This is a genomic window from Streptomyces sp. NPDC015345, from assembly GCF_043078805.1.
Taxonomy (GTDB): Bacteria; Actinomycetota; Actinomycetes; order Streptomycetales; family Streptomycetaceae; genus Streptomyces.
The window spans coordinates 226,501-250,460 of the sequence record NZ_JBIBTX010000011.1 but is presented as its reverse complement, the minus strand read 5'-3'; the positions used below and the strand labels follow the sequence as shown (position 1 = coordinate 250,460).

Annotated in this window: 19 protein-coding genes; 6 read left to right on the top strand and 13 right to left on the bottom strand. The window is 72.6% G+C overall.

Going from position 1 to position 23,960, the window contains the following annotated elements:
• Window positions 1-87: 87 nt before the first annotated feature.
• The 7 genes from ACF062_RS35630 to ACF062_RS35600 all read right to left on the bottom strand — a co-directional run bounded on the left by ACF062_RS35630 (window position 88) and on the right by ACF062_RS35600 (window position 7,710).
• Entirely contained in the window at window positions 88-1,056 is a 969-nt protein-coding gene (locus tag ACF062_RS35630) for a cation diffusion facilitator family transporter (RefSeq protein WP_392143802.1), read from the bottom strand.
• 132 nt (window positions 1,057-1,188) lie between these two features.
• Window positions 1,189-2,340 (bottom strand): mannose-6-phosphate isomerase, class I, encoded by a 1,152-nt coding sequence (gene manA, locus ACF062_RS35625; RefSeq protein WP_392143800.1) that lies wholly within the window; start codon window positions 2,338-2,340, stop codon window positions 1,189-1,191.
• Between the two features lie 76 nt (window positions 2,341-2,416).
• Window positions 2,417-3,616 carry an SIS domain-containing protein gene (locus ACF062_RS35620; RefSeq protein WP_392143798.1) on the bottom strand — a complete coding sequence of 400 codons (1,200 nt, stop codon included), beginning with the start codon at window positions 3,614-3,616 and terminating at the stop codon, window positions 2,417-2,419.
• A gap of 81 nt (window positions 3,617-3,697) precedes the next feature.
• The gene (locus tag ACF062_RS35615) at window positions 3,698-3,874 is read right to left on the bottom strand and encodes a Trm112 family protein (RefSeq protein ID WP_127912062.1); all 177 of its coding nucleotides are present in this window, start codon (window positions 3,872-3,874) and stop codon (window positions 3,698-3,700) included.
• Window positions 3,875-4,035: 161 nt separating this feature from the next.
• Window positions 4,036-5,400, bottom strand: a complete 1,365-nt coding sequence (locus ACF062_RS35610; protein ID WP_392143795.1) for a phosphomannomutase/phosphoglucomutase — start codon at window positions 5,398-5,400, stop codon at window positions 4,036-4,038.
• A gap of 127 nt (window positions 5,401-5,527) precedes the next feature.
• Complete coding sequence (locus ACF062_RS35605) at window positions 5,528-7,144, bottom strand: L-lactate permease (RefSeq protein ID WP_392143793.1); 1,617 nt, start codon at window positions 7,142-7,144, stop codon at window positions 5,528-5,530.
• Between the two features lie 146 nt (window positions 7,145-7,290).
• Window positions 7,291-7,710, bottom strand: coding sequence for a DUF3499 domain-containing protein (locus ACF062_RS35600; protein ID WP_392143791.1), 420 nt, complete (start codon window positions 7,708-7,710; stop codon window positions 7,291-7,293).
• 262 nt (window positions 7,711-7,972) lie between these two features.
• On the opposite strand from ACF062_RS35600, the gene ACF062_RS35595 reads away from it, so the two are divergent.
• Window positions 7,973-8,434 (top strand): metallopeptidase family protein, encoded by a 462-nt coding sequence (locus tag ACF062_RS35595; RefSeq protein WP_223774975.1) that lies wholly within the window; start codon window positions 7,973-7,975, stop codon window positions 8,432-8,434.
• 24 nt (window positions 8,435-8,458) lie between these two features.
• On the opposite strand, the gene ACF062_RS35590 is transcribed toward ACF062_RS35595, so the two are convergent.
• The 3 genes from ACF062_RS35590 to ACF062_RS35580 all read right to left on the bottom strand — a co-directional run bounded on the left by ACF062_RS35590 (window position 8,459) and on the right by ACF062_RS35580 (window position 14,142).
• Complete coding sequence (locus ACF062_RS35590) at window positions 8,459-9,955, bottom strand: DUF5719 family protein (RefSeq protein WP_392143789.1); 1,497 nt, start codon at window positions 9,953-9,955, stop codon at window positions 8,459-8,461.
• Window positions 9,952-13,644, bottom strand: coding sequence for a glycosyltransferase (locus tag ACF062_RS35585; protein WP_392143787.1), 3,693 nt, complete (start codon window positions 13,642-13,644; stop codon window positions 9,952-9,954). Before ACF062_RS35585 ends, ACF062_RS35590 begins: the two co-directional genes overlap by 4 nt.
• Window positions 13,645-13,878: 234 nt before the next feature.
• Complete coding sequence (locus ACF062_RS35580) at window positions 13,879-14,142, bottom strand: WhiB family transcriptional regulator (RefSeq protein ID WP_016642094.1); 264 nt, start codon at window positions 14,140-14,142, stop codon at window positions 13,879-13,881.
• Between the two features lie 600 nt (window positions 14,143-14,742).
• Between ACF062_RS35580 and ACF062_RS35575 the strand changes: the two genes are divergently transcribed.
• Genes ACF062_RS35575 through ACF062_RS35565 form a run of 3 tightly spaced genes read left to right on the top strand, consistent with a single transcriptional unit; the run spans window position 14,743 to window position 17,570 of the window.
• The gene (locus ACF062_RS35575; RefSeq protein ID WP_392143785.1) at window positions 14,743-15,276 is read left to right on the top strand and encodes a cysteine dioxygenase; all 534 of its coding nucleotides are present in this window, start codon (window positions 14,743-14,745) and stop codon (window positions 15,274-15,276) included.
• A 33-nt stretch (window positions 15,277-15,309) separates the two neighbouring features.
• A complete protein-coding gene (gene cofD / locus ACF062_RS35570) occupies window positions 15,310-16,266 on the top strand; it encodes a 2-phospho-L-lactate transferase (RefSeq protein ID WP_392143783.1) in 957 nt (318 codons plus the stop codon).
• On the top strand, window positions 16,263-17,570 hold the full coding sequence (locus tag ACF062_RS35565) for a coenzyme F420-0:L-glutamate ligase (protein ID WP_392143781.1): 1,308 nt from the start codon (window positions 16,263-16,265) through the stop codon (window positions 17,568-17,570). Before cofD ends, ACF062_RS35565 begins: the two co-directional genes overlap by 4 nt.
• A gap of 180 nt (window positions 17,571-17,750) precedes the next feature.
• Here ACF062_RS35565 and ACF062_RS35560 read toward each other — a convergent pair whose 3' ends face one another.
• The 3 genes from ACF062_RS35560 to ACF062_RS35550 all read right to left on the bottom strand — a co-directional run bounded on the left by ACF062_RS35560 (window position 17,751) and on the right by ACF062_RS35550 (window position 21,331).
• Window positions 17,751-18,749 carry a DNA-3-methyladenine glycosylase family protein gene (locus tag ACF062_RS35560; protein WP_392143779.1) on the bottom strand — a complete coding sequence of 333 codons (999 nt, stop codon included), beginning with the start codon at window positions 18,747-18,749 and terminating at the stop codon, window positions 17,751-17,753.
• A gap of 38 nt (window positions 18,750-18,787) precedes the next feature.
• Window positions 18,788-19,870 carry a sugar phosphate nucleotidyltransferase gene (locus ACF062_RS35555; protein WP_392143777.1) on the bottom strand — a complete coding sequence of 361 codons (1,083 nt, stop codon included), beginning with the start codon at window positions 19,868-19,870 and terminating at the stop codon, window positions 18,788-18,790.
• Window positions 19,871-19,975: 105 nt separating this feature from the next.
• Window positions 19,976-21,331: a peptidoglycan recognition protein gene (locus tag ACF062_RS35550; protein ID WP_392143775.1), complete on the bottom strand. Its 1,356-nt coding sequence runs from the start codon at window positions 21,329-21,331 to the stop codon at window positions 19,976-19,978.
• Between the two features lie 137 nt (window positions 21,332-21,468).
• Between ACF062_RS35550 and ACF062_RS35545 the strand changes: the two genes are divergently transcribed.
• Both ACF062_RS35545 and ACF062_RS35540 read left to right on the top strand, forming a co-directional pair.
• Window positions 21,469-22,221 (top strand): TIGR03089 family protein, encoded by a 753-nt coding sequence (locus ACF062_RS35545; protein WP_392143773.1) that lies wholly within the window; start codon window positions 21,469-21,471, stop codon window positions 22,219-22,221.
• A 303-nt stretch (window positions 22,222-22,524) separates the two neighbouring features.
• Window positions 22,525-23,790 (top strand): LCP family protein, encoded by a 1,266-nt coding sequence (locus tag ACF062_RS35540; RefSeq protein ID WP_392143771.1) that lies wholly within the window; start codon window positions 22,525-22,527, stop codon window positions 23,788-23,790.
• Window positions 23,791-23,960 lie beyond the last annotated feature (170 nt).

The window sequence follows — 23,960 nt, the reverse complement described above, 5'->3', positions numbered from 1 at the left end:
ACGCCGATGGGGCCCCGCACCATATTCGGTGCGGGGCCCCATCGGCCTGCGTGGGCGCATCCGTACATATGCCGTACGGGCGGGAACTCAGTGGCTGTCGGTGCCGCCAGGCGTCCTCGCCGGGCTGGTGCCGTCGGTCGCTGTCGGCTCGCTGTAGATGTCCGGTTCCAGGTAGATCACGCGGGCGATCGGGACCGCCGCGCGGATGCGCTCCTCGGCGGCGTTGATCGCGGTCGCCACCTCCGTGGCGGTGTCGTCGTGCTGGACGGCGATCTTGGCGGCGACGAGCAGTTCCTCGGGGCCGAGGTGGAGCGTGCGCATGTGGATGACCTTGGTGACCGTGTCGCCGTCGACCAGGGCCTTCTCGATCTTGGCGACCTCCTCCGTGCCCGCGGCCTCGCCGAGCAGCAGGGACTTGGTCTCCGCCGCGAGGATGATCGCGATGGCGATGAGCAGGATGCCGATGCAGAGCGTGCCGATGCCGTCCCAGACGCCCTCTCCGGTGGCGAGGGCCAAGCCGACGCCGCAGAGGGCGAGGATCAGGCCGACCAGCGCGCCGAGGTCCTCCAGGAGGACGACCGGCAGCTCGGGGGCCTTCGCGCGGCGCACGAACTGCGTCCAGGTGAGCTTGCCGCGCAGCTGGTTGGACTCCTTGATGGCGGTCCGGAAGGAGAAGGTCTCGGCGATGATCGCGAAGACCAGGACGCCGACCGGCCAGTACCAGTGCTCGATGTCGTGCGGGTGCTTGATCTTCTCGTAGCCCTCGTAGATCGCGAACATGCCGCCGACCGAGAAGAGGACGATCGAGACGAGGAAGGCGTAGATGTAGCGCTCTCGGCCGTAGCCGAAGGGGTGTTGCGGGGTCGCCTCGCGCTGGGCCTTCTTGCCGCCGACGAGCAGCAGCCCCTGGTTGCCGGAGTCGGCGAGCGAGTGGACGCTCTCGGCGAGCATCGACGAGGAGCCACTGAAGATGAACGCGACGAATTTCGCCACCGCGATCGCGAGGTTCGCGGCGAGTGCCGCGACAATCGCCTTTGTTCCGCCTGACGCGCTCATAAGTGCCGGGAATCCCTTCGCCTTCGTGTGTGCTCTGCCATCGCCGACGGGCGCTGCTCCGGTGCCCTGCCCGGCTGCTTTGCCCGTCCTTTGCGGTGGGTCATTGTTGCAGCACGAGAGGGTGCTGTTGCGTCAGGCCACCACAGTGGCCCGGAAAACCGTGCCCACTCCCGACACTTCGACCTTTTCTCCCGCGGGGACGAACACGGACTGTCCGGGCGTCAGGGGCAGTTCGCCCGCGCGGACCGAACCCGCGGTGCAGAGCAGGATCTGCGGGGTGCCGACGGTGAGGTCGTGCGGGGCCGTGCCCTCGGGCAGCGCGAAGCGGGAGAGGCGGAATTCGTCGATCGGGGTTTCGTAGACCTCTTCGTCGGCGGGTGACGCCTCGGGGCGCAGGACGCCGGGGTCGGTCGCCTCGAAGCGGACGACGCGCAGGAGTTCGGGTACGTCGACGTGCTTGGGGGTCAGTCCGCAGCGCAGGACGTTGTCGGAGTTGGCCATGATCTCGACGCCGAGGCCGTCGAGGTAGGCGTGCGGGACGCCGGCGCCGAGGAACAGGGCCTCGCCGGGCTGGAGTCGTACGTGGTTGAGGAGCATCGCGGCGATGACGCCCGGGTCGCCCGGGTAGTGGTGGGCGATGCCGGCGTACGGGGCGTAGGGGCCGCCGAGGCGCTGCGCGGCGCCCGTGACCTCGGCGACCGTCTCGGCCATCTGTTCGGGATCGGCGGTCAGTACGGCCGTCAGGACCTCGCGCAGGGCGGCGTCCTCGGGGTGGGCGCGGAGCAGGTCGACGTACGGCTTGAGGGAGTCGACGCCGAGGGCCTCCAGGAAGTCGGCGGTCTCGGCGGGGGCGCGGAAGCCGCACAGGCCGTCGAACGCCGTGAGGGCGCAGATCAGTTCGGGCTTGTGGTTGGCGTCCTTGTAGTTGCGGTTCGGGGCGTCCATGGGGACGCCCCTGCTCTCCTCGTCCGCGTAACCCTCCTTCGCCTGGGCGAGATCGGGGTGCACCTGGAGCGAGAGCGGGGCGCCCGCGGCGAGGATCTTGAGGAGGAAGGGCAGGCGCGGGCCGAACTTGGCGACCGCCTCCGGGCCGAGCTCGCGCTCCGGGTCCGCCTCGATGACCGCGTTGAGCGCGCCCCGCTCGGTGCGCGAGGGCGCGCCCGGGTGGGCGCCCATCCACATCTCTGCCTGCGGCTCACCGCTCGGCTCGACGCCGAGGAGCTCCGCGATGGCGGTGGTGGAACCCCAGGCGTAGGGGCGGATGGTGTTGCTGAGGCGGTCCACGGAGGGGTTCTCCCTTACTGCGTACGCGAGTGCTGAACTGCCGCCGGTCCGGTCGGCTGGGGTGCGGCCTGAGCGGTCATGATCGGCCCCCGGAGGCGAGCGCCAGGTAAACGGCGGCGAAATCCGTGACGGCGATCAGCTCCGCGAGCGTTTCCAGTTCGTCGCCGCCCTCCGGCTCCAGCTCGCTGAGGGCGACGTCGTGGCCGTGCGCCAGTTCGCGGGCCGCGGGCGCCGCGGTGAGGCCGCCCAGGTCCGCCGGGCGGTCGCGGAGCAGCACCACGCGGGCGCGCAGGGCCGCCGGGTCGTCGACGCGGTCGCGGAAGAAGTCGTCGGTGTCGTCGCCGCCCGCGGGGTTGCCCGCCAGGAGGGCGCCGTGGGCGGGCAGGGCCTCGGGCAGCTCGGAGGCGAGCGCCGCGTGCCCGGCCAGTTCGGCGAGGGTGGCGGCGAAGCGGCGGCCCGCGGCCCCCGCGGACTGGCCCTCGGTCCAGATGAGCGGGAGCGCGTCGGCCAGCTCGGCGGCGAGTGTCTTGGCGGGGTTGCTGTACGTCGCGATGGCCGGGCCGCAGCGTTCCGCGACGCGGTCGAGGCGGTCGGCGACCTTCTGGAGGGTGTCGACCGGGGCGGCGATCAGGCCGGTGCGGTCCAGGAGGACGAGGAGCGGGACGAGCAGGGCCCACAGGGTGCAGGGGGCGCCGGGCGCGGCTTCGTCCTCGACGCGGCGTGCCTCGTACGAGGCGGTCTCCCTGGTGGCTTCGTCGTGCGCGCCCTCGTACGCGCCGTAGGGCGAGGCGGCCAGGGGCACGGTGAGGCCGTGGCTGCCCGCCACGCTCTCCGCGAGGGGGGTGCGCACGGGGGCGACGGCGACGACGGTGCAGCCGCGGCGGTACGCCTGTTCGGCGAGGAGCGTCAGGCCCGGTTCGGAGCCGTCCGGGGTGGCGATGAGCAGCAGGTCCACCGGTCCCACCCAGCCGGGCAGTGCCCAGCGCAGGGCGCCCGCGGCGGGGGCGACGCCGGTCGGGGCCAGGCGGATGACGGGGCAGGCGGCGCCCGCGAGGCCGTCGAGCAGGTCGGCGACGCAGACGGCGGCGGTGCCCGGTCCCGCGATCAGGATGGCGCGGGGGCGACCGTCGGGCTTCAGTTCCGTCAGGCCGGCCTCGGCGGCGTGCCGGACCGCTGTGCGGACCCGGGCGCCCGCCTCGGCCGCGCCGCGCAGCAGTCCGCGGCGGTCGGCGCGGGCCAGCGCCTCGGGGTCGTCGAGCAAGGACTCGTCGAGCATGGGGTGCGGCCTCCGAATCGGCTGCGCGGCTTCCCGCGCACTGCTGGGTCGTGCCGGAGCGTATGCCCTGCGCGCGTGCCGTTACGCGGGGCGGCGGGCCTCGTCGACCAGGAGCACGGGGATGCCGTCGCGGACGGGGTAGGCGAGGCCGCACTCCTTGGCGTCCGCCGTGCAGATCAGCTCGCTGTCCGTCTCCTTGAGCGGGGCGTGGCAGGCCGGGCAGGCGAGGATCTCCAGGAGGCCGGCTTCGAGCGCCATGGGGTGGGTCCCTTCGAGCTGATGTGGTGAGGTTTTCGCGGTGGTGCGAGGCGGTGGTGCGAGGCGGTGGACCGCGCTCCCGCGGTACGGGATCCCGGGGTGCCGCCTCGCCGTACGCGGCCTGGTCAGCCTACCTCCGTGGCAGGCTGCCCGGGTGGCCGTCAGCCGCGGATGATCGCGAGCGCCTCGTCGCGGACCTTGGCCATGGTGGCCTCGTCCCTGGCCTCCACGTTCAGCCGCAGGAGCGGCTCGGTGTTGGAGGCGCGGACGTTGAACCACCAGTCGGCGGCGGTGACCGTCAGGCCGTCCAGCTCGTCCAGGGCGACCCCGTCCTGGCCCGCATACGCCGTCTTGATGGCTGCCAGGCGGGCGGTCTGGTCGTCGACCGTGGAGTTGATCTCGCCGGAGCCGGCGTAGCGGTCGTACTGCGCGACGAGGCCGGAGAGCGGACCGTCCTGCTCGGCGAGGGCCGCGAGGACGTGGAGGGCGGCGAGCATGCCCGTGTCCGCGTTCCAGAAGTCCTTGAAGTAGTAGTGCGCGGAGTGCTCGCCGCCGAAGATGGCGCCGGTCCTGGCCATCTCGGCCTTGATGAAGGAGTGCCCCACGCGCGTGCGCACGGGCGTGCCGCCGTTCTCCTTGACGACCTCCGGGACCGACCAGGAGGTGATCAAGTTGTGGATGACCGTGCCGGAGCCGCCGTGCTTGGCGAGCTCGCGGGAGGCGACCAGGGCGGTGATGGCCGACGGGGAGACCGGGGCGCCGTTCTCGTCGACGACGAAGCAGCGGTCCGCGTCGCCGTCGAAGGCGATGCCCAGGTCGGCGCCCTCGGCGCGCACGCGCTCCTGGAGGTCCACGATGTTCGCCGGGTCGAGCGGGTTGGCCTCGTGGTTGGGGAAGGTGCCGTCCAGCTCGAAGTACATCGGCACGAGCTCCAGGGGCAGGCCCTCGAAGACAGTGGGGACGGTGTGCCCGCCCATGCCGTTGCCCGCGTCGACGACGACCTTCAGCGCACGGTTGGCCCGCAGGTCGACAAGGCCGCGCAGGTGCGCGGCGTAGTCGGTCAGGGTGTCGCGCTGCGTGAGGGTGCCGCGGGTCGCCGCGGGCTCGGGGGCGCCGGTCTCGGACCAGCCCTCCACCAGGGCGCGGATCTCCGCGAGGCCGGTGTCCTGGCCGACCGGGGCCGCGCCCGCGCGGCACATCTTGATGCCGTTGTACTGGGCGGGGTTGTGCGAGGCGGTGAACATCGCACCCGGCAGGTTCAGCGCGCCCGAGGCGTAGTACAGCTGGTCCGTCGAGCAGAGGCCGATCTCCGTGACGTCCACGCCACGCGCCGCCGCCCCGCGCGCGAAGGCCCGCGACAGCCCCGGAGAGGAGGGGCGCATGTCATGGCCGACCACGATCGCGTCCGCCGCCGTGACCTCTGCGAAAGCCGCCCCGAACAGCTCGGCCAGCGACTCGTCCCACTGATCCGGGACCACCCCGCGAACGTCGTACGCCTTCACGATCTGGGACAGATCAGCAGTCACGGCCAACCCTCTCTACAAGCTCTGCGAGTTACGTCGGTACGTCGGTCACCCCACGTCGGTCGTCCCAAACTACCCGCAACGACCGACAACGAACGGAGAGCGGGCACCGAGCCGCAGCCCCGCCCCGTCAAGGAAGCATCCAGCCGAGCACGGCCGTGCTCTGCCCGACCACGATCAGGCACATCACCAGGAGCAGTCCGAGGCTCCACGGCAGCACCTTGCGCAGCAGATCCCCCTCCTTGCTGGCGAGGCCGACGGCGGCGCACGCGATGGTCAGGTTCTGCGGGGAGATCATCTTGCCGAGGACCCCGCCCGAGCTGTTGGCGGCCGCGAGCAGCTCCGGCGAGAGCCCCGACTGCTGGGCCGCCGTCACCTGGAGGGCGCCGAAGAGGGCGTTGGCGGAGGTGTCGGAGCCGGTCACCGCGACGCCGAACCAGCCGAGCACCGGCGACAGGAAGGCGAGGCCCGCGCCCGCGGCGGCCACGTAGTGCCCGATCGTGGCGGCCTGCCCGGAGAGGTTCATGACGTACGCGAGGGCGAGGACGGACGTCACGGTGAGGATCGCGAAGCGCAACTCATGGACGGTGGCCGCCCATTCCCGTGCCGCCACGCGCGCGTGCACCCCGATGACCGCCGCCGTGCCGACCCCGGCGAGCAGCACGAGCGTCCCGCCGGTCGCCACGAGCGGCAGCGAGAAGACGTTGCCGCCGACCGGATCCCCCGAGGGGTCGGCCACGTTCAGGAAGGGCCAGTCGAAGGTCCGCGTCGCCTTCGCGAGGAGGTCCTTGACGGCCGGTATCTGGGCGAGGGAGAAGACGGCGACGATGAGGGCGTAGGGGGCGTAGGCGCGCAGCACCTCGGGGCGCGGGTCGTGGTGGTCGAGGTCGTCGCTGCGTACGCCGGTGAGGACCGCGGCGCGCACGGGTTCGGCGGCGGGCCTGCGGGCGTGCGGCACGGCCATCAGGGCGCCCGCGCCCGCCAGGGCCGCCCCGATGTCGGCGAGTTGCGCGGAGACGTAGTTGGAGGCCGCGAACTGGGCGGCGGCGAACGCGACCCCGCACGCGAGCGCCGGTACCCAGGTCTCGCGCAGCCCGCGCCGCCCGTCCACGAGCCACACCAGGAGCAGGGGGACGACCAGGGCGAGCAGCGGGGTCTGGCGGCCGACGACGGTGGCGACGGCGTCCAGCGGGAGGCCCGTCACCTGGGCGAGCGTCACCACGGGCGTGCCCATGGCGCCGAAGGCCACGGGTGCGGTGTTGGCCACCAGGGCGACGACCGCGGCGCGCACCGGATCGAAGCCGAGGGCGACGAGCATGACCGCGCTGATCGCGACGGGCGCCCCGAAGCCCGCGAGGGCCTCCAGGAGCGCGCCGAAGCAGAAGGCCACGACGAGCGCCTGGATGCGCGGGTCGTCGGAGAGGCGTCCGAAGGAGCGGCGCAGGATGTCGAAGTGCCGGGTGCGGACCGTCATGCGATACACCCACAGGGCGTTGACGACGATCCACAGGATGGGGAAAAGCCCGAAGAGGACTCCTTGCGCGGCGCTGGAGGCGGTCTGACCGAGCGGCATGCCGTACGCGAGCCAGGCGACGAGGACGGCGACCGCGAGGCCGATGAGGCCTGCCCGGTGGGCCTTCATGCGGACGGCGCCGAGAAGGACGAGAACGGTCAGGAGGGGCAGGGTCGCGACGAGTGCGGAAAGGCCGAGCGAGTCGGCCACGGGCTCCAGTTGCTGCACGTACACGGAACGCCTCCCGGGCTATGGGGTGGCGAAATCGTCATGGCCTCGGTGAAGGGGCGTCAACGTGCGGGAAGGAGAAGATCCGGTGAAGGGGCGTCAGGCTCCGCTTCGGGCTGCCTCAAGGGCTACGGCCTTCAGGACTGCGGCCTTCAGGACTCAGGGGAACGCAGCACGCGGAGGTGGCCGCGCCGTGCGACCTCCATCGGGTCCGTCCTGCGTGCGCCACCGCCCTCGGCCGCGCGCTCCTGGGGCCGGGCCGCCTCACGCACGGCGTTGGCGAGCGCTTCGAGGTCGTCGCCCGAGGGACGGGGCGGGGCGGAGGCGTCGGCGAGCCGGACGACCTCCCAGCCGCGGGGCGCGGTGAGGCGCTCGGAGTGCTCGGCGCACAGGTCGTAGCAGTGGGGTTCGGCGTAGGTGGCGAGGGGGCCGAGGACCGCGGTCGAGTCGGCGTAGACGTACGTCAGCGTCGCGACGGCGGGACGGCCGCAAGCGGTGCGCGAACAGCGACGTACAGGGCTCACGACGTTGGACGGTACCGCACTCTTGAGCGGGCCGCGACGACTCTCCATGAGGTCACTCCACCGTGTCGTGCCGTGGTCCCCGCGTCGGCGTGCCGCGACGGCACCGCGTTGACCTGCGCAGACGCCTGTGACTCCAGGGGCGGGTGGTGTTGAATCCGGTCACCACATGGCGTGAATCACGTCATGTGGCGCGCGCTCGACGGTCCAGGAGAGATACGGAATCGAGTCCAAACTCGTCCGGAACGGTCAGGAAGCGACATGCCGCGCAGCGCCCGATAAGGCCGATCCCGGGGACTACGCTTCATCAGTGATGGACGACCCCGTACAGCCCCGTTCCGCAGAACCGAGGCCCCGCCGCCGCGACCGCCACGGCAGGGGCATGCGCGGTCCCGTGGCGCCGCCACAGGTACCGCTCTCCGCGAGCCGCGCCGAGGCCTTCACGGACCTCGTGCAGGACTCCGTGGAGCGGCTCGAGCGGCGCTGGCCCCAGCTCGCGGAGGTCGAGTTCCTGGTCCTTGAGGTGCCGCCCCTGGGTGGCCCCGGCGGAGCCGACGGGGAGTGGCAGGACGAGGCGGTGCCGCTCGGTGGTTCCCTCTCCGCGTCCGAGGGGAAGCCGGCCCGCGTGATCATCTACCGGCGGCCGGTCGAGATCCGCACCAAGGGGCGCGACGAGCGCGCCGCCCTGGTGCACGAGGTCGTCGTCGAACAGGTCGCCGATCTGCTCGGTCTCTCCCCGGAGTCCGTCGATCCGCGCTACGGCGACGAGGACTGACGCCGGCTCCCGCCGCCTCGCCGGTTACTTCTGCAGGACCGTCAGATCGCGTTCCGCCTCCGGGACGGCGACCGATCCGCGGTCGTCCGGCAGCGTCTGGATCGTGAACATCGGGATGCCGTCCTCGGGCAGGGCCAGCATCCGCGAGCCGTAGACCTCGCCGCCGGACACCGGCTCCACGGTCAGGGCGTACGCACCCTTGAGGCCGGCCGGCACCGGCGGTTGCCCGACCTCCAGGGTCGTGCCGCCCTTGACCGTGTACGTCTTAGTGGCCGGCGAGCCGCCCTCCGTGCCCGCCGAGGCCGTGACCTTCACCTTCGCCGTCTCCTCCGGGGCCACCAGGGAGAGCGTGGAGCCCTTGGCGCGGTTGTCGGCGACCGTCGCGCGCGTACCGACCGCGTCCGTCGCCGGGATGAACGCCGTCTCCTTCTCGCTGCCCTTGCCGCGGGTGACGCGCAGCGCCGCGACCACAGGGACCGCCTTGTCGCTCGGCGAGAGCAGCAGCGAACCGGCCTCCCCCTTGGTGACGTCCCCGAGGTCCACGGCAGCCGTCATGCCCGCCTTGACGTGCAGGTTCTCGTGCCCGGCGGGAGTGAGGGTGCCGGTCGGCGAGGCCAGCTGGACCTTCAGGTCGGCGTCGTCGGAGCCGGGCGCGAAGGCCACCAGGCGCACCGACGTGGCGTCCTTGGGGATGCCGGGCAGGACCGCTGCGGGGGCCGGGTCGGCGGAGGCCGGCAGCCAGTCGCCGCCGATCTTGTCGTCGGAGGACTGCACGGCGGCGGCGACCCGGCCACTGCGCGCCGTCACGTGCATCGTGAGGTTCGTGTACTCCTTGTCGGCGAGTGTGGACAGCAGCACCGGGACGCTGGAGTGCGGCTGGACCTGGATCGCCTCGCCCACCGGGGAGGTGACCTCGCCGTCCGGGCCGAAGAGCTCCACGTCGACGACGGCCGCGGAGTCGTCGGGGTTCGTCAGGTGGATGTAGTCGCTGCGGCCCTTGGCGGTGCTCGTGCCCGGGAACCAGAAGTCCGTGTCGGGCGCGGTGCAGTTGGTGCCCTGCGCCCCGCGGCCGCTGCCCGCGGAGTACGTCGTGGTCTGCTGCACGGTCCAGCCGGGGGCGAGCGCGCCGTCGGCGGTGCCGATGAGCACGGGGGCCTCGGCGCCCGACTCCTCGCCGCCGACCGCCTCGCCCGGCTTGCGCTGGGTCAGGAAGGGCTTGGCCTTCTTGTCCTTGGCGCCCTCTTGGGGCACGTCCGACAAGTGTTTGGTGACGGGCAGCAGTTCCGCCTTGCCGCCGCCTCTGGAGCCGCTCGGCTTCGGGGTGAAGGCGGTGTACGAGGTCTCGGCGAGGTCGGAGGCGCTGGGCGCCGGGCAGAGCAGGCTGGTGCGCTCCACGGGCAGCCGGGCGGCGGCCTTGGCGCCGTCGTCGTCCGTGCCGCCGGGGGCGCTGGACGCGGCGTATCCGGTGATGGCGCCGAGCGCGACGACCACGGCGATCAGGGACTGGGTGGTGCGGTTCACTGCTGGCTCCCGTCGGGGCGCTCGCTGTCGGTGCCGTGGGGCGGCCGCGGGGGCGCCGGCGGCATCGGGGGGTGCTGCTCGTACGGCGCCTCTCCGTAGGACCCGCCGTACTGCTGCTGGTCCCCTCCGTAGGCCCCGCCGACTGCCCCATAGGAGGCGTACGGGTCGTACTGGCCGTTCTGGTAGGCCTCCGGCTCGTACCGCGGCTGTTCGTAGGCACCGGCCGGGTACTGGCCGCCCTGGTACTGCTGATCGGCGCCGTACGCGCCGTACTCGGCGCCCGTGCGGGCGTGTGCCTGCCCATCCGCGTAGGACTGTGCCGGTGACTGCTGCTGCGGGACGGCGGCGAGGGGCTCATCGGCGGGGGGAGGCGGCGCGTCCTGGCCCGCCTCCTGCGCGGCCTGCTCGCTCTGGGCCCGCAGCCTGCGCGCCCTGCGGCCCTCGCCCTCGACCGCCTGGGCGGGGACGAGGGGCTCCTCGGGGAGGTCGTCGTCGACGTCGCGGCGCCGGCCGGGCAGGGCGAGCACCACGAGGACGACGGCGAGCGCTCCTTGCGTCCACAGCCAGGCGGTGTGGCTCATGGGCGCTTCGAAGGTGACGTCCAGGCGGCCGCCCGTGGTGGGCAGTTCGAAGCCCTGCGCCCAGCCGTCGAGCGTGGTGCGGGGCAGCGGACGGCCGTCGAGGGTCGCCGTCCAGCCCGGGTCCGCGGAGTCGGCGAGCCGCAGCACGCGGCCCTCTTCGCCCGAGGGGATCTTCGTGTGCAGTTCGACGGGGCCCGCGGCGACGGGCTCCGGGTCGCCGTTCTTGAAGACGATGGCGGCACGGGAGACCTGCCGGTCCACGCGCCACAGAGCGCTGCCGTCCTCCTGGCTGAGCCGGGTCAGGCCCGGGGTCGCGTCCAGGGTGCGGCTCATCTGACGGGGCGCTCCCTCGCGTACGAGGATGTAGCGCACGGCGTAGCCGCCGAGCTGGTCGGCCTGGTCGGCGCCGGAGCCCGCGACGAGCCGGGCGACGATCTTGTCGAGCCGGTCGTCGGTGGCGGCCGCCGCGGTCAGTTCGGCGTCACCGAGGCGGGCGCCGGATCCGCGGACGAGCGTGTAGGAGACCTCAGCCGCCGAGTCGCTGTCGAGGACGAGGGTGCGGGCCTGGTCCTGCGTACCGCTCTCCTCCGCGACGAAGGCCGGCACCTGCACCGGATCGCGCCGCTCCAGAGGGCCGTCGGCGCCGCGGATCATCCATCCGGCGGCGACGAGCAGCGGCCCCGCGGCCGCGGCGAACGCGATGAGCGCGGCCACCGGCTGGCGCCAGCCGAAGCTCTGCTCGGCGACACGCGCGCGTGCCCCGTCGGCGCCGAGCGCGGCGGCGGCCAGGAGCGCGATGCCGTAGCCGAGGGTGGCGGGGCCGGCCCACGCCGAGCCGTTCGCCAGGACGGCGAAGACAAGGGAGACCAGGGCGGCCGCCCAGGCGGTACGGACGGCGAGTTGCCGCTCGGCGCGCAGCAGGGCGCCGAGCGCGGCGAGGACGATGCCGATGAGCAGCAGTCCGCCCACGGTGCCGGGGCCGCCGGGGTCCGCGCCGAGCAGGTCGAGCGCGGTGGCGGAGCCGTCACCGAACTCCAGGCCCGCTTCCTTGAAGAAGCCGAAGGGCAGCAGCGTCAGCGACCACGGGGCGAGGACGAACAGCGGCGTGCCGAGCGCGGCGAGGAACCGCAGGCCGTACGCGGTGATGTCGCGGAAGCGCAGCGCGAGGAGGGCGAGGCCGAGCACCAGGGCGATCGGCCAGACGATCGGCGTGAAGGCCGTGGCGAGGGTCAGCAGCAGGGCGTACGCCCACGTGGCGCGCCAGGTCCCGCGCCCGCTTCCGGTGGCCGCCAGGCCCGCGGCGGCGACGCCCGCGCGCGCGATGAGCGGCAGCAGGACGGCGAGGACGGCGGTGCCGATGCGGCCGCCCGCGAGCGCACCGGTGGCGGCGGGCAGGAAGGCGTACGCGACGGAGGCCCAGGCGCGCAGCAGGCGCGAGGTGACGAGCGGACGGGAGGCGAAGTACGCGGCGAAGCCGGCCAGCGGTACGGAGCCGACGAGCAGCACGGTGACCGCGAGCCCGGTGGAGCCGAACAGCAGGGTGGACAGCCCGGCGAGGAGCGCGAGGTAGGGCGGCGCGGTCTGGGTGCCGCCCGTGCCGACGGGGTGCCAGCCGTCCAGGTAGCGCGCCCACAGGCCGGAGGAGTCCGCGGGCGCGGGCAGCAGCGCGCCGCCCGCGAGCGCGCCGCTGCCGAGCAGGGCACGGCAGGCGATGAGCGAGACGAACAGGAGGACGACGAAGAGCACCGGGCCCGGTTTGCGGGCGATGCGCTTGAGGCGGGCGAACTGCTCGATCTCCAGGAAGTCCGCGTCGTCGCCGCCGGGTCCCGACTCGACGACGCCGTGGCGCCCCGCGCCCGCGGGCGCGTCCGCGTCGGAGCGGCCGACGAGGCCGCCCGCGGCCTGTTCGACGGTGGCCCGCACCGTGGCGCCGGGCGGCGGGAACAGGGTCCGCATCTCCCCCGCGTCGGGCACCGGCTTGCCGCGCTGCTTGCGGGCGGCGAGGATCCGCCCGGGTCGCAGCAGTGTCACCAGGAGACCGGCGATCTCGTCGAGCGCCTGTCCGGGCGCCTTCCCGAGCAGATACGTGACGGTGCGCAGGAGCGTGCCGAGGACGAGCCGGAAGAGGATCCACGGCAACACGGCCGAGCGGGCGTTGACGAGCAGGGTGTAGGCGGCGCCCGCCTTGTCCACGCGGTGCGGTGACGTCGCCGTGCGGCCCACGCAGTCGACGGTGCGGCGCTCGCGGGAGGACGCCTCGGCGTGCCGGACGACGGCGTCGGGGGCGACGAGGACGCGGTGCCCCGCGGAGTGCGCGCGCCAGCACAGGTCGACGTCGTCGCGCATCAGCGGCAGGAAGCGGTCGAAGCCGCCGAGCTGTTCGTAGACGTCGCGGCGGATCAGCATGCCGGCGGTGGAGACGGAGAGGACGGGCCGCACGTGGTCATGCTGGCCCTGGTCCTGCTCGCGGCGGTCGAGGCCGGTCCAGCGGCGGCCGCTGTTGGCGATGGAGACGCCGACTTCGAGGAGTTGCCTGCGGTCGTACCAGCCGCGGAGCTTGGGGCCGACGACGGCGACGTCCTTGCCGAGCTCGTGTTCGTTCTCGACGGCGCGCAGCAGTTCGGCGAGGGCCTCGGGCTCGGGCGCGCAGTCGTCGTGGAGCAGCCACAGCCACTGCACGGGCTCACCGTGCGGCAGGTCCGGCATGTCGTACGCCTCGTCGCGCCAGGACCGGCTCACCGGGTCCCAGCCGCTGGGGCGCTTCAGGTACGGCAGGTCCTCGGGGGTCAGCACCTGGGCGGTGCGGACCGCCTCGTCGACGGCGGTGCCGAAGCCGGAGCGCCGGGCGAGGTGCAGCACGCGGTCGGCGCCGAGGGCCTCGGTGACCAGCCGGGCGGAGTCGTCCGCGCTGCCGGTGTCCGCGGCCACGGCCTGCTGCACCGGGCGCTCCTGGCCGAGCAGCCCGGCCAGGGCGTCGGGCAGCCAGCGGGCGCCGTCGTGGGAGACGAGGACGGCAGTCACGACGTGCCGCGGGAACTCAGGAGGGCGGGTCGGGTCGAACCCGGCGGCAGCGTCGTGATGGGCTGCCGGATGGCTGTGCACGGACATCGAGGTACGGGCCCCGGTTCGATGGACTGCGGTGGACGCCTGCGCCCTGCGGGGGCGCCGGGGCGTATCGGACGGGGCCCCACACTAACGGCTGGCACCAGGACGGCCCGCCGCCTGTGGATAACCCACGGGCGACGGGCCGTTCGTTGCGCATTGGTTGAGGGAGGTGTGTGCCGAATTGGCGGGGCGGCTCCGGCGCGCGAGCGCGTCCGGTCACACCGCGGTCTTCTTCGGTCACACCGCTGCCTTCTTCAGTCGGCGGCGCTCACGCTCCGACAGACCGCCCCAGATTCCGAAGCGTTCGTCGTTGGCGAGTGCGTATTCAAGGCATTCTGAGCGGACCTCACAGGCGAGACAGACCTTCTTGGCCTCGCGGGTGGAGCCGCCCTTCTCAGGGAAGAAGGACTCGGGGTCGGTCTGGGCGCACAGCGCGCGCTCCTGCCAGCCGAGTTCCTCGTCCGCGTCCTCGACCAGCAGTTCCTGAACCAGCTCGGTCATCTGCGCCCCTCGTCTGTCTGTGCGTCCCCGTGGTGCTGCCGTTACCGATTTCGGCTGAACGACACGAGTGAAATTACAAGTGTGCTGATCCGGGCCAGTCAAGCCGAGATCTGCTATTGGGCCCCTTATTCACTCTGCGGAACCAAGGCTATGCGGAAAGTGTTCAAATCGGGATAAACCACTACCCCGTCGGCGACCCGCTTCCCACCAAGGAGGACGGCGAGGTTTGCCTGCCGGTTGCTGCGCCATGTGTCCCGTGCACCCGGTGCACAAACCTTTCGCCTAACCGAACAACCGGATGAGGTGAAACATGTCCCACATTTCGGACATGGAGTTGACAGCAGAGGTGTAAGCGGGTGTCCTGGTGGGCATGCTCGCGAACCTGGCTCTTTCGATGACCCGCACCAGCGGGTCCATCGGTGCTGCCCACGCGCGCTGTTGCTGTTCCTGCTCCAGCTGTTGAGTTCATCCAGCTGTCGAGCCGCTTCTCCGGCGTCACCTTCGTGACCGCCTGACTGCTCTCCCTCTCCATCTGCTTTCCCGCGCTCCACCCATCCTTCGCGACACCCCAGCTCTCTTACGTTGAGGAACCACCGCACGATGAACAGCGACAGCGACCTCCAGATCGCCGGCGACATCCTCGAAGTCCCGCACCTCCTGCAGCCCGCCCGCGAGCACCCCGCCACCGTGGCCGAGTTCGTCGGCCTCGCCCGCGCCATCGCCGCCGACCGCTCCCAGTGGGAACACCTCGTCGAGTACGACGCCACCAGCCGCTGGTACCACCGCCTGCGCACCGGGCCCGGCTACGAGGTCTGGTTGCTCTCCTGGGTGCCCGGACAGGGCAGCGGTCTGCACGACCACGGTCCCTCTTCCGGCGTACTCACGCTCCTCGAAGGTGCGTTGACGGAGCGCACCGAGCGGGGCACGCGGGCGCTCGAAGCGGGCGCGCAGCGCGTCTTCGCGCCGGGTTACGTCCACGAAGTCGTCAACGACTCCCTCGAACCAGCCGTCAGCCTGCACATCTACTACCCCGGTCTGACCGAGATGCCGATGCACTCGGCCCAGTGCGCCGCCCGCGGCACCGGCGGCACCGGCGGCACCGGCGACATCACAGAGGATGTCGTGACCGCCTGACGCACTGTCGTACCCGCCTGACATGCTGGGCGCATGCGCATTGTGGTTCTGGCCGGCGGCATCGGCGGCGCCCGTTTCCTCCGCGGGCTCAAGAAGGCCGCGCCCGACGCGGACATCACGGTCATCGGCAACACCGGTGACGACATTCACCTGTTCGGGCTGAAGGTCTGCCCCGACCTGGACACCGTGATGTACACGCTCGGCGGCGGCATCAACGAAGAACAGGGCTGGGGACGTACGGACGAGACGTTCAAGGTCAAGGAAGAGCTCGCGGCCTACGGCGTCGGGCCCGAGTGGTTCGGGCTCGGCGACCGGGACTTCGCGACACACATCGTGCGGACCCAGATGCTGGGCGCCGGATATCCGCTCAGCGCCGTCACGCAGGCGCTCTGCGAGCGGTGGCAGCCCGGGGTGCGGCTCATCCCCATGTCCGACGACCGCGTCGAGACCCACGTCGCCGTCACGATCGACGGCGAGCAGAAGGCCGTGCACTTCCAGGAGTACTGGGTGCGGCTGCGTGCCTCCGTGGACGCGCACGCCGTCGTGCCGGTCGGCGCCGAGCAGGCCAAGCCCGCGCCCGGCGTCCTCGAAGCCATCGCCGAGGCCGACGTCATCCTCTTCCCGCCGTCCAACCCCGTCGTCAGCGTCGGGACCATCCTCGCCGTGCCCGGCATCCGCGAGGCGATCGCCGATGCGGGCGTGCCGGTCGTCGGGCTCTCCCCCATCGTCGGCGACTCGCCGGTGCGGGGCATGGCCGACAAGGTGCTGGCCGCGGTCGGCGTGGAGACCAATGCCGCCGCCGTCGCCGAGCACTACGGCAGCGGGCTGCTCGACGGGTGGCTGGTCGACAGTGTCGACGCGGGTGTGGTGGAGCGGGTGGAGAGCGCCGGGATCCGCTGCCGGGCCATTCCACTGATGATGACCGGCGTCGACGCCACGGCCGAGATGGCCCGGGAGGCCCTCGCGCTCGCCTCGGAGGTACGGGCGTGACCTCACCGTCCTTCCGGGTGTGGGCCGTCCCCGGGCTGCCCGAGGTGCGGGAAGGCGACGACCTCGCCAAGCTGATCGCGGCCGCCGAGCCGGGGCTCGCCGACGGTGACGTCCTGCTCGTCACGTCGAAGATCGTCAGCAAGGCCGAGGGGCGGATCGTCGAGGCGAGCGACCGCGAGGCGGCCATCGACGCGGAGGCCGTGCGGGTCGTCGCGCGGCGCGGGCCCCTGCGGATCGTGGAGAACCGCCAGGGGCTCGTGATGGCCGCGGCCGGTGTCGACGCGTCGAACACTCCGTCAGGGACGGTGTTGTTGCTGCCCGAGGATCCCGATGCCTCCGCTCGCGCCGTGCGGGACGGGGTGCGGGAGGCGCTGGGGGTCGAGGTCGGCGTCATCGTCACGGACACGTTCGGGCGGCCCTGGCGCGCCGGGCTCACCGATGTCGCCATCGGGGCGGCGGGGGTGCGGGTGCTCGATGATCTGCGGGGCGGGGTGGACGCGTACGGCAATCCGCTGAGCGCGACCGTTGTCGCCACGGGCGACGAGCTGGCCGCCGCGGGGGACCTCGTCAAGGGCAAGGCCGCGGGGCTGCCGGTCGCCGTCGTGCGGGGGCTGGGGCATGCCGTGGTCGGTGACTCCGTCCCCGACGCCGGGGCGCGGGCCTTGGTGCGCGACGCGCGGGACGACATGTTCCGGCTCGGGACGTCCGAAGCGGTGCGGGAAGCGGTGGCGCTGCGGCGGACCGTGCGGGAGTTCACGGACCAGGAGGTGGATCCCGGGGCTGTGCGGCGCGCCGTCGCCGCGGCGGTCACCGCGCCGGCGCCGCATCACACGGCGCCGTGGCGGTTCGTGCTGCTGGAGTCCGCGGCGGCGCGGAGTGCGTTGCTGGACGCGATGCGGGACGCGTGGATCGCGGATCTGCGGCGGGACGGGAAGTCCGAGGAGTCCATCGCCAAGCGGGTGCGGCGCGGGGACGTGTTGCGCAAGGCGCCGCTGCTGGTCGTGCCGTGCATGGTGATGGACGGTTCCCATACGTACGGGGACGCGCGGCGGGACGGGGCCGAGCGGGACATGTTCGTGGTCGCGGCGGGGGCCGGGGTGCAGAACTTTCTCGTGGCGTTGGCCGGGGAGCGGCTCGGGTCGGCCTGGGTCTCTTCGACGATGTTCTGTCGGGATGTCGTGCGGGAGGTTCTTCAGTTGCCGGGGGGATGGGAGCCGATGGGGGCGGTGGCCGTGGGGCACCCGGCGGGGGCGCCTCCCGCTCGGGGGGAGCGGGATGTGGGGGGTTTCATCGCTGTTCGGTGAGGTTGCTGGCCGGGGGCCTTGGCGGCGTCCTTGGGTGGGGCTCGGTTTTCCGCTGCGGGCTGGTTGTGGCTGGTCGCGCAGTTCCCCGCGCCCCTTACGGGGCGCTCATGTCCGCGGGCTCGTGCGGGTGTGTGGGGGTTGAGCGCGCAGTTCCCCGCGCCCCTTACGGGGCGGTGTGGCTCAGAGTAGGGCGATGTCCGTCTTGCGCATCCGTGGGGCTCTGCGGGGTGGGGTGTGGCCGCTCAGGAGGATGAGGCGGGCTGCTCGGTGGCGTTGGCCCTTGTAGGGGGTCAGGAGGCGCAGCATCGTTTCGTCGTCCGCGTCGCGGTCGTCCGCCAGGGCGTGGCCGATGATGCCGGGGAGGTGGAGGTCGCCGACCGTGACCGCGTCGGGGGCGCCGTTGCTGCGCTGGACCGTCTCGGCCGAGGTCCAGGGGCCGATGCCGGGGATCAGCTCCAGGCGGGCCTGGGCCTGGAGCGGCTCCATCGTGGACGCCTCCTCCATGCGACGGGCCACCTTCACCGCGCGCAGGATCGTCGACGCCCGCTTGTTGTCGACGCCCGCCTTGTGCCACTCCCACGAAGGGATCAGGGACCAGGTGCGGGGGTCCGGCATCACGTACATCCGGGGGGTGGGGCCGGGCGCCGGCTCGCCGTGGCCGCGGACCAGGAGGCGCCAGGCGCGGTAGGCCTCGTCCGCGGTGATCTTCTGTTCCAGGATCGAGGGGATCAGGGATTCGAGGATCAGTCCCGTGCGCACCAGACGCAGGCCGGGGCGGCGGCGGGCCGTCGCGGCGACCAGGCGGTGGCGGGGTTCGAAGGCAGTGGGGTCGTCAGACCCGCCGAGGAGGGTCGGGAGGTGGTCGAGGAACCAGGCCGCGCCCGGGCCCCAGGCCTCGGCCTCCACCGTGCCGGAGCGGAGCGCGACGCGCAGGGTGCCGGGGCCCTCGGGCGTGCGGCTCGCGCGCCAGACCGAGCCGTCCGGGGTCATCCGGAAGGTGGGGTCGCCGGGGCCGCGCCGCAGGGGGCCGAGGGTCGCGCCCAGGTCCAGGGGGAACGGCGGCCGCCAGGAACGGGTCAGCGGCGGCGCCGCGCTCTGGCGGGGGACGCCGGACGGCACGGCCGTCTCGCCGCCGCGCACGGTGGTGCGGGTGGGGCGCGGGGCGAAACGGGACGACATCTTTATGAGGGTAGGCGACGCCCGCCGTCGCCGGGGCGTTACTGGTCGGAGGAGAAGCGGACCGCGCCCGCCGGGAGCGTGGCCCCGCACCAGACGCGTACGCCTTCGCGCAGTTCGTTGTCGGCGCCGACGCTCGCTCCGTCACCGACGACCGCCCCGCGGAGCGCCGTGCGCGCGCCGACACGGGCGTCCGCGCCGACGAGGGAGTCGGTGATCACCGCGCCCGGTTCGACGACCGCGCCGGACAGGATCGTGCTGCCGGAGATCCGCGCGCCCTCGCCCACCCGGGCGTTCTCGCCGACGACCGTGCCGCCGGTGAGCTTCGCGTCCGGGGCGACGCGGGCGGTGGGCAGGACGAGGCTCTCGCCGCGGCGTCCGGGCACCGCCGGGGAGGGCGCGCGGCCGAGGACGAGGTCCGCCGAGCCGCGTACGAACGCCTGGGGCGTGCCGAGGTCCAGCCAGTACGTGGAGTCGACCATGCCCTGGAGGTGGGCGCCCGAGGAGAGGAGGTCGGGGAAGGTCTCGCGTTCGACCGAGACGGGGCGGCCCGCGGGGATCGTGTCGATGACCGAGCGGCGGAAGACGTACGCACCCGCGTTGATCTGGTCGGTGACGATCTCCTCCGGGGTCTGCGGCTTCTCCAGGAAGGCCGTGACACGCCCGGTCGGATCGGTCGGGACCAGGCCGTACGCCCTCGGGTCCGCGACCCGGGTCAGATGCAGGGAGACGTCGGCGCCGGACGTCTCGTGCGTGTCGACCAGGGCCCGGATGTCGAGGCCGGTGAGGATGTCGCCGTTGAAGATCAGGACCGGGTCGTCGGGAGCCGAGCGCAGACGGGACGCCACATTGCGGATCGCGCCGCCGGTGCCCAGGGGCTCGGTCTCCGTGACGTACTCGATGTGGAGGCCGAGCGCGGAGCCGTCGCCGAAGTACGGCTCGAAGACCTCGGCGAGGTAGGAGGTGGCGAGAACGATGTGTTCCACGCCCGCCGCGCGGGCCCGCGCCAGTTGATGCGTGAGGAACGGGACGCCCGCCGCCGGGACCATCGGCTTCGGGGTGTGGACCGTGAGCGGCCGCAGCCGGGTTCCTTTGCCGCCGACCAGGAGGATCGCTTCTGTCACCTGTCGTCTCTGCTTCCTGCTGGGGCCGGCCGAACTTGAGTTTCGGCCGGCCAGTGTATGCAGACGGATGTGCAGATCGTGCAGTTCGTACAGTGCGACCGGGCTTCAGCGCCCCTGGTAGCGGGCCGCGGAGGACCGGGCCGTGCCGAGCTTTGCGTACAGTTGCTTACCGGGACATTCCGTGGCGTATCCGTCGCGATGCCCTGAGATCACCCTAAGTTTGACGTTCGTGCCTTTCTTGTACAGGTTGCCGCCGCCGGACTGCAAGCGGGTGGTACCACTGGGGTCGGCGCCGTGCAGGCCGAGCTTCCACGCGGCCAGCCGGGCAATGGCGTTCACGGCCGCCTTCGGCGGATTGACGCTGCTGTACGTGCCGAGGACGGCGATGCCCGTGCTGTTCGCGTTGAAACCGAGAGTGTGGGCCCCAAGGACCGGCTTGGCCACACCTCCGGCGCGTCCTTCGTAGATGTTTCCGCACTTGTCGATCGCGAAGTTGTAGCCGAAGTCACGCCAGCCACTGCTCTTGACGTGGTAGCGGTAGATGCTGCGGAGTACGGATCCGGCCTGTGAGCAGCGGTAATTGTTGCCGGACGCGCTGTGGTGCACGAAGGCGGCCTTCACCGTCTGGGTGTACGCGAATTCCTTCTCGCGGATCCGCTCGTCCGCGCCCCAGCCCTTGCGCGTGATGATGCGGGGGCGCGGGCCGATGTAGGGCCGGGCCTGTCCGGCCACTTCGGGGGCGCCGCGGCCGGCGAGCAGCTCGTCCTCCGTCTGTTGCTTGGTCAGCTCCGGGATCGCGGCGGCGTCCATCGGGGCGAGGTCCGCGTTGACGGCCGAGGCGGCGGCCGACTCGACGGGCACGGTGGGGGTGAGGCTCGGTGCCTCGGTCTGGCCGCCGCGCGGTGGCGGCTCGTCGCCCGGGTCGACCAGTTCGAGGCGGAGCCCCTCGGGGAGCAGGCCGCGGCCGGAGGCCTGGTCGCCATGCCGCTCGTACTCCGCCCGTACGCGGATCTCCACGCCGTCGGAGTTGCCGACCCACAGGGGGGCGGTCGAGCCGCGGACCTTGCCGGTGCCGCGCTCCAAGGTCTCGGGGTCGGCCGCGTGTTCGTGGTTGTGCGTCTCCACGCTCTGCCAGCCGGACCAGGTGGTGGTGCCGCTGGCGCGGGTGCGGACCTGGACGGTGCCGCGCAACTCGTCGGCCGGGTCGTCCCAGACGACCCCCACCAGGGCGAACGGGCGGACGTCGCGCCGGGCCAGGCCCTGTTCCCGCTCGTCCGGGCCGGACGAGCGGTCGGAGGCGAGCGGGGCGAGCGGCAGGGACTGGGTGCTGCCGGGGATGCCTTCGGCAGCGGGCGGGGCGGCGGGCGTCGTGGCCCGGGCGCCGGACGACGGCAGGGCGAGGGGCAGGGCCAGGGCGGCCGCGCAGGTGACGCCGATCGAGGAAGCAAGGAATCCACGCATACGTCTGATCGTCGGCATAGCGGAACATATCTGTCCATCCGGGAATTGACGGGTCGTCGCCCCTGAGCGGCCGAACCGGTGGTCCGCTCTCCCCGCCACGCCGGGGGCCGTGCGGGTGCCCGCGTACCCTTGCGCCCGTGAACGCCAACGACCGCACCCCTGCCGACCTGCTGCGATCCGCGCTCGCCGCGGATCCCGGCCGTCCTCTGGTCACCTTCTACGACGACGCCACGGGCGAGCGCGTGGAATTGTCCGTGGCCACCTTCGCCAATTGGGTGGCCAAGACCGCCAATCTGCTCCAGGGCGATCTCGCCGCCGAACCGGGTGACCGGGCCGTGCTGTTGCTGCCCGCGCACTGGCAGACGGCCGTGTGGCTGCTCGCCTGTTCGTCGGTGGGCGTGGTCGCGGACGTGGGTGGTGACCCGGCCACGGCGGATCTCGTCGTCAGCGGTCCGGACACGTTGGAGGCGGCGCGTGCCTGTTCCGGGGAGCGGGTCGCGCTCGCGCTGCGGCCGCTCGGCGGGCGGTTTCCGCAGCCGCCGGGGGGCTTCGCCGACTACGCGGTGGAGGTGCCGGGCCAGGGGGACCGGTTCGCGCCGTACGCGCCCGTCGATCCGGACGCGCCTGCCCTCGCGGTCGGCGGGGTGGAGCTGTCCGGGGCGGGGGTGGTGGAGCGGGCCCGTGCCGATGCGGGGCGGCTCGGTGTCACGGCCGGGTCCCGGGTGCTTTCCGGGCTGTCGTACGGGACCTGGGAGGGGCTGAGCCGCGGGTTGTATGCGGCGCTGGCGGTGGGCGGGTCGGTGGTGCTGTGCCGGCATCTCGATCAGCTTGCGGAGGGGGAGCTGGAGAAGCGGGTCGAGGATGAGCGGGTGACTGTCGCCGTGCGGTGACGCCTCGCGGGGCTGGTTCTTTCGGCTGCCGGTCCGTCGTGGCTGGGCGCGCAGTTCCCCGCGCCCCTTGGCGGCGGTGGTCGGTACTCGGCGGGTTCGCGTGGCCGTGCGGCGTCGTGGGGCGCGCAGTTGCCCGCGCCCCTTGGCCAGGGCGGGTGGCGTCCGGCGGGCTTGTGCGGCCGTGTGGGGCTCACTCGTTCGGCCTACGTTGGGGACGGACCCAGAGGCCACCGGCGCCGCGTCGGTCCATGGTCGTAAGGGACGCAGCACGCACCGACGCAGCCGTGAGGGGTGGACGTACACGTGACCGACACCGCGGGCGCGGCATGGGAGCCCAAGGCCACGTACGGACCCGGGACGGGGGCGAGCCCCACCGGGGAGGGCGTGGTGCGCCGGCGGCGGCGCTGGCTGCGGGGTGTGGCGCTCGGGGCCGCCGTGCTGGTGCTCGGCGCGGGCGGCGCGGGGTGGGCGGCGTACCAGAAGCTCAACGGCAACATCACGAAGGACACCGACGCCGCCGCCGAGCTCGCCCGCTACGACAGGGAGCGGCCGGCGCCGCTGGTGCACGACGCGCAGAACATCCTGCTCATCGGCTCCGACACGCGCGCCGGCGACAACCGCAAGTACGGCAGGGACCGGGGCACGCAGCGCTCGGACACCACGATCCTGCTGCACCTGGCCGCCGACCGGCAGAGCGCGACCGCGGTGTCGATCCCGCGTGACCTGATGGTGGACGTCCCCGGCTGCCGACGGCCCGACGGCTCGCGGACGCGGGCCCAGTTCGCCCAGTTCAACTCGGCGTTCGAGGTGGGCGGGACGGCCTGCACGATCCGTACCGTCGAGAAGCTCACCAGGATCCGCGTCGACCACCACATGGTCGTGGACTTCGCGGGGTTCAAGGACATGGTCGACGCGGTCGACGGCGTGGACGTGTGCCTCAAGGCGCCGATCGATGACGACGACGCGCATGTGCGGCTCGCCCCCGGCCCGCAGACCCTCGACGGCGAACAGGCACTGGGGTACGTGCGCGCCCGCAAGAGCCTCGGCACCGGCAGCGACACCGAGCGCATGGACCGCCAGCAGGAATTCCTCGGCGCGCTCGTCAACAAGGTGCAGAGCAACGACGTCCTGCTGAATCCGTCGAAGCTCTACCCCGTACTCGACGCGGCCACTTCGTCGCTGACCACCGACCCCGCGCTCGCCAGCCTGCGCGGTCTGTACGAACTCGTGCGCGGCATGCGCGACATCCCCACGGAACGGGTGCAGTTCCTCACCGTCCCGCGGCAGTCGTACACCTACGACGCGAACCGCGACGAGCTCGTCGAACCGGCGGCGGAGCAGCTCTTCACCCGTCTTCGCACCGACAGCCCGGTCGCGGTGATCCCGGAGCGGGCCCGCAGCCCCCGGGAATCGGCGCCGAGCCAGGACCAGGCGTACCCGGGAGATCCGGACCATTCAGACAGTGGCGACAGTGAAGACAGTGACGGGAAGCCCGACGATCCTTCACATACGCCGTCTCCCGCACCGACATTCCGGGGCAACACGGCGGCGGAAGCCGCCTGCGAGTAAAGCGATTCCCAAGGGAATGCGGCCGGCCCACAAGAAATTGGGTGGATTGCCCAGTTGTAGGGGAGTGGAATTTGTCACCGGCGTCGTCCGGCGCTGAACTGGGCGGATAGTGTGAGCGCTCCGGTGCGCCGGGCCCTGAAGGCCACGCACCGCTGGAACGACTGACCGAG

Bases quoted from the DNA above. Each gene is read 5' to 3' on its own strand.
- ACF062_RS35630 (WP_392143802.1), bottom strand. From the start codon at position 1,056: ATGAGCGCGTCAGGCGGAACAAAGGCGATTGTCGCGGCACTCGCCGCG.
- ACF062_RS35620 (WP_392143798.1), bottom strand. From the start codon at position 3,616: ATGCTCGACGAGTCCTTGCTCGACGACCCCGAGGCGCTGGCCCGCGCC.
- ACF062_RS35615 (WP_127912062.1), bottom strand. From the start codon at position 3,874: ATGGCGCTCGAAGCCGGCCTCCTGGAGATCCTCGCCTGCCCGGCCTGC.
- ACF062_RS35600 (WP_392143791.1), bottom strand. From the start codon at position 7,710: ATGGAGAGTCGTCGCGGCCCGCTCAAGAGTGCGGTACCGTCCAACGTC.
- ACF062_RS35595 (WP_223774975.1), top strand. From the start codon at position 7,973: ATGGACGACCCCGTACAGCCCCGTTCCGCAGAACCGAGGCCCCGCCGC.
- ACF062_RS35585 (WP_392143787.1), bottom strand. From the start codon at position 13,644: ATGTCCGTGCACAGCCATCCGGCAGCCCATCACGACGCTGCCGCCGGG.
- ACF062_RS35580 (WP_016642094.1), bottom strand. From the start codon at position 14,142: ATGACCGAGCTGGTTCAGGAACTGCTGGTCGAGGACGCGGACGAGGAA.
- ACF062_RS35575 (WP_392143785.1), top strand. From the start codon at position 14,743: ATGAACAGCGACAGCGACCTCCAGATCGCCGGCGACATCCTCGAAGTC.
- cofD (WP_392143783.1), top strand. From the start codon at position 15,310: ATGCGCATTGTGGTTCTGGCCGGCGGCATCGGCGGCGCCCGTTTCCTC.
- ACF062_RS35560 (WP_392143779.1), bottom strand. From the start codon at position 18,749: ATGTCGTCCCGTTTCGCCCCGCGCCCCACCCGCACCACCGTGCGCGGC.
- ACF062_RS35550 (WP_392143775.1), bottom strand. From the start codon at position 21,331: ATGCGTGGATTCCTTGCTTCCTCGATCGGCGTCACCTGCGCGGCCGCC.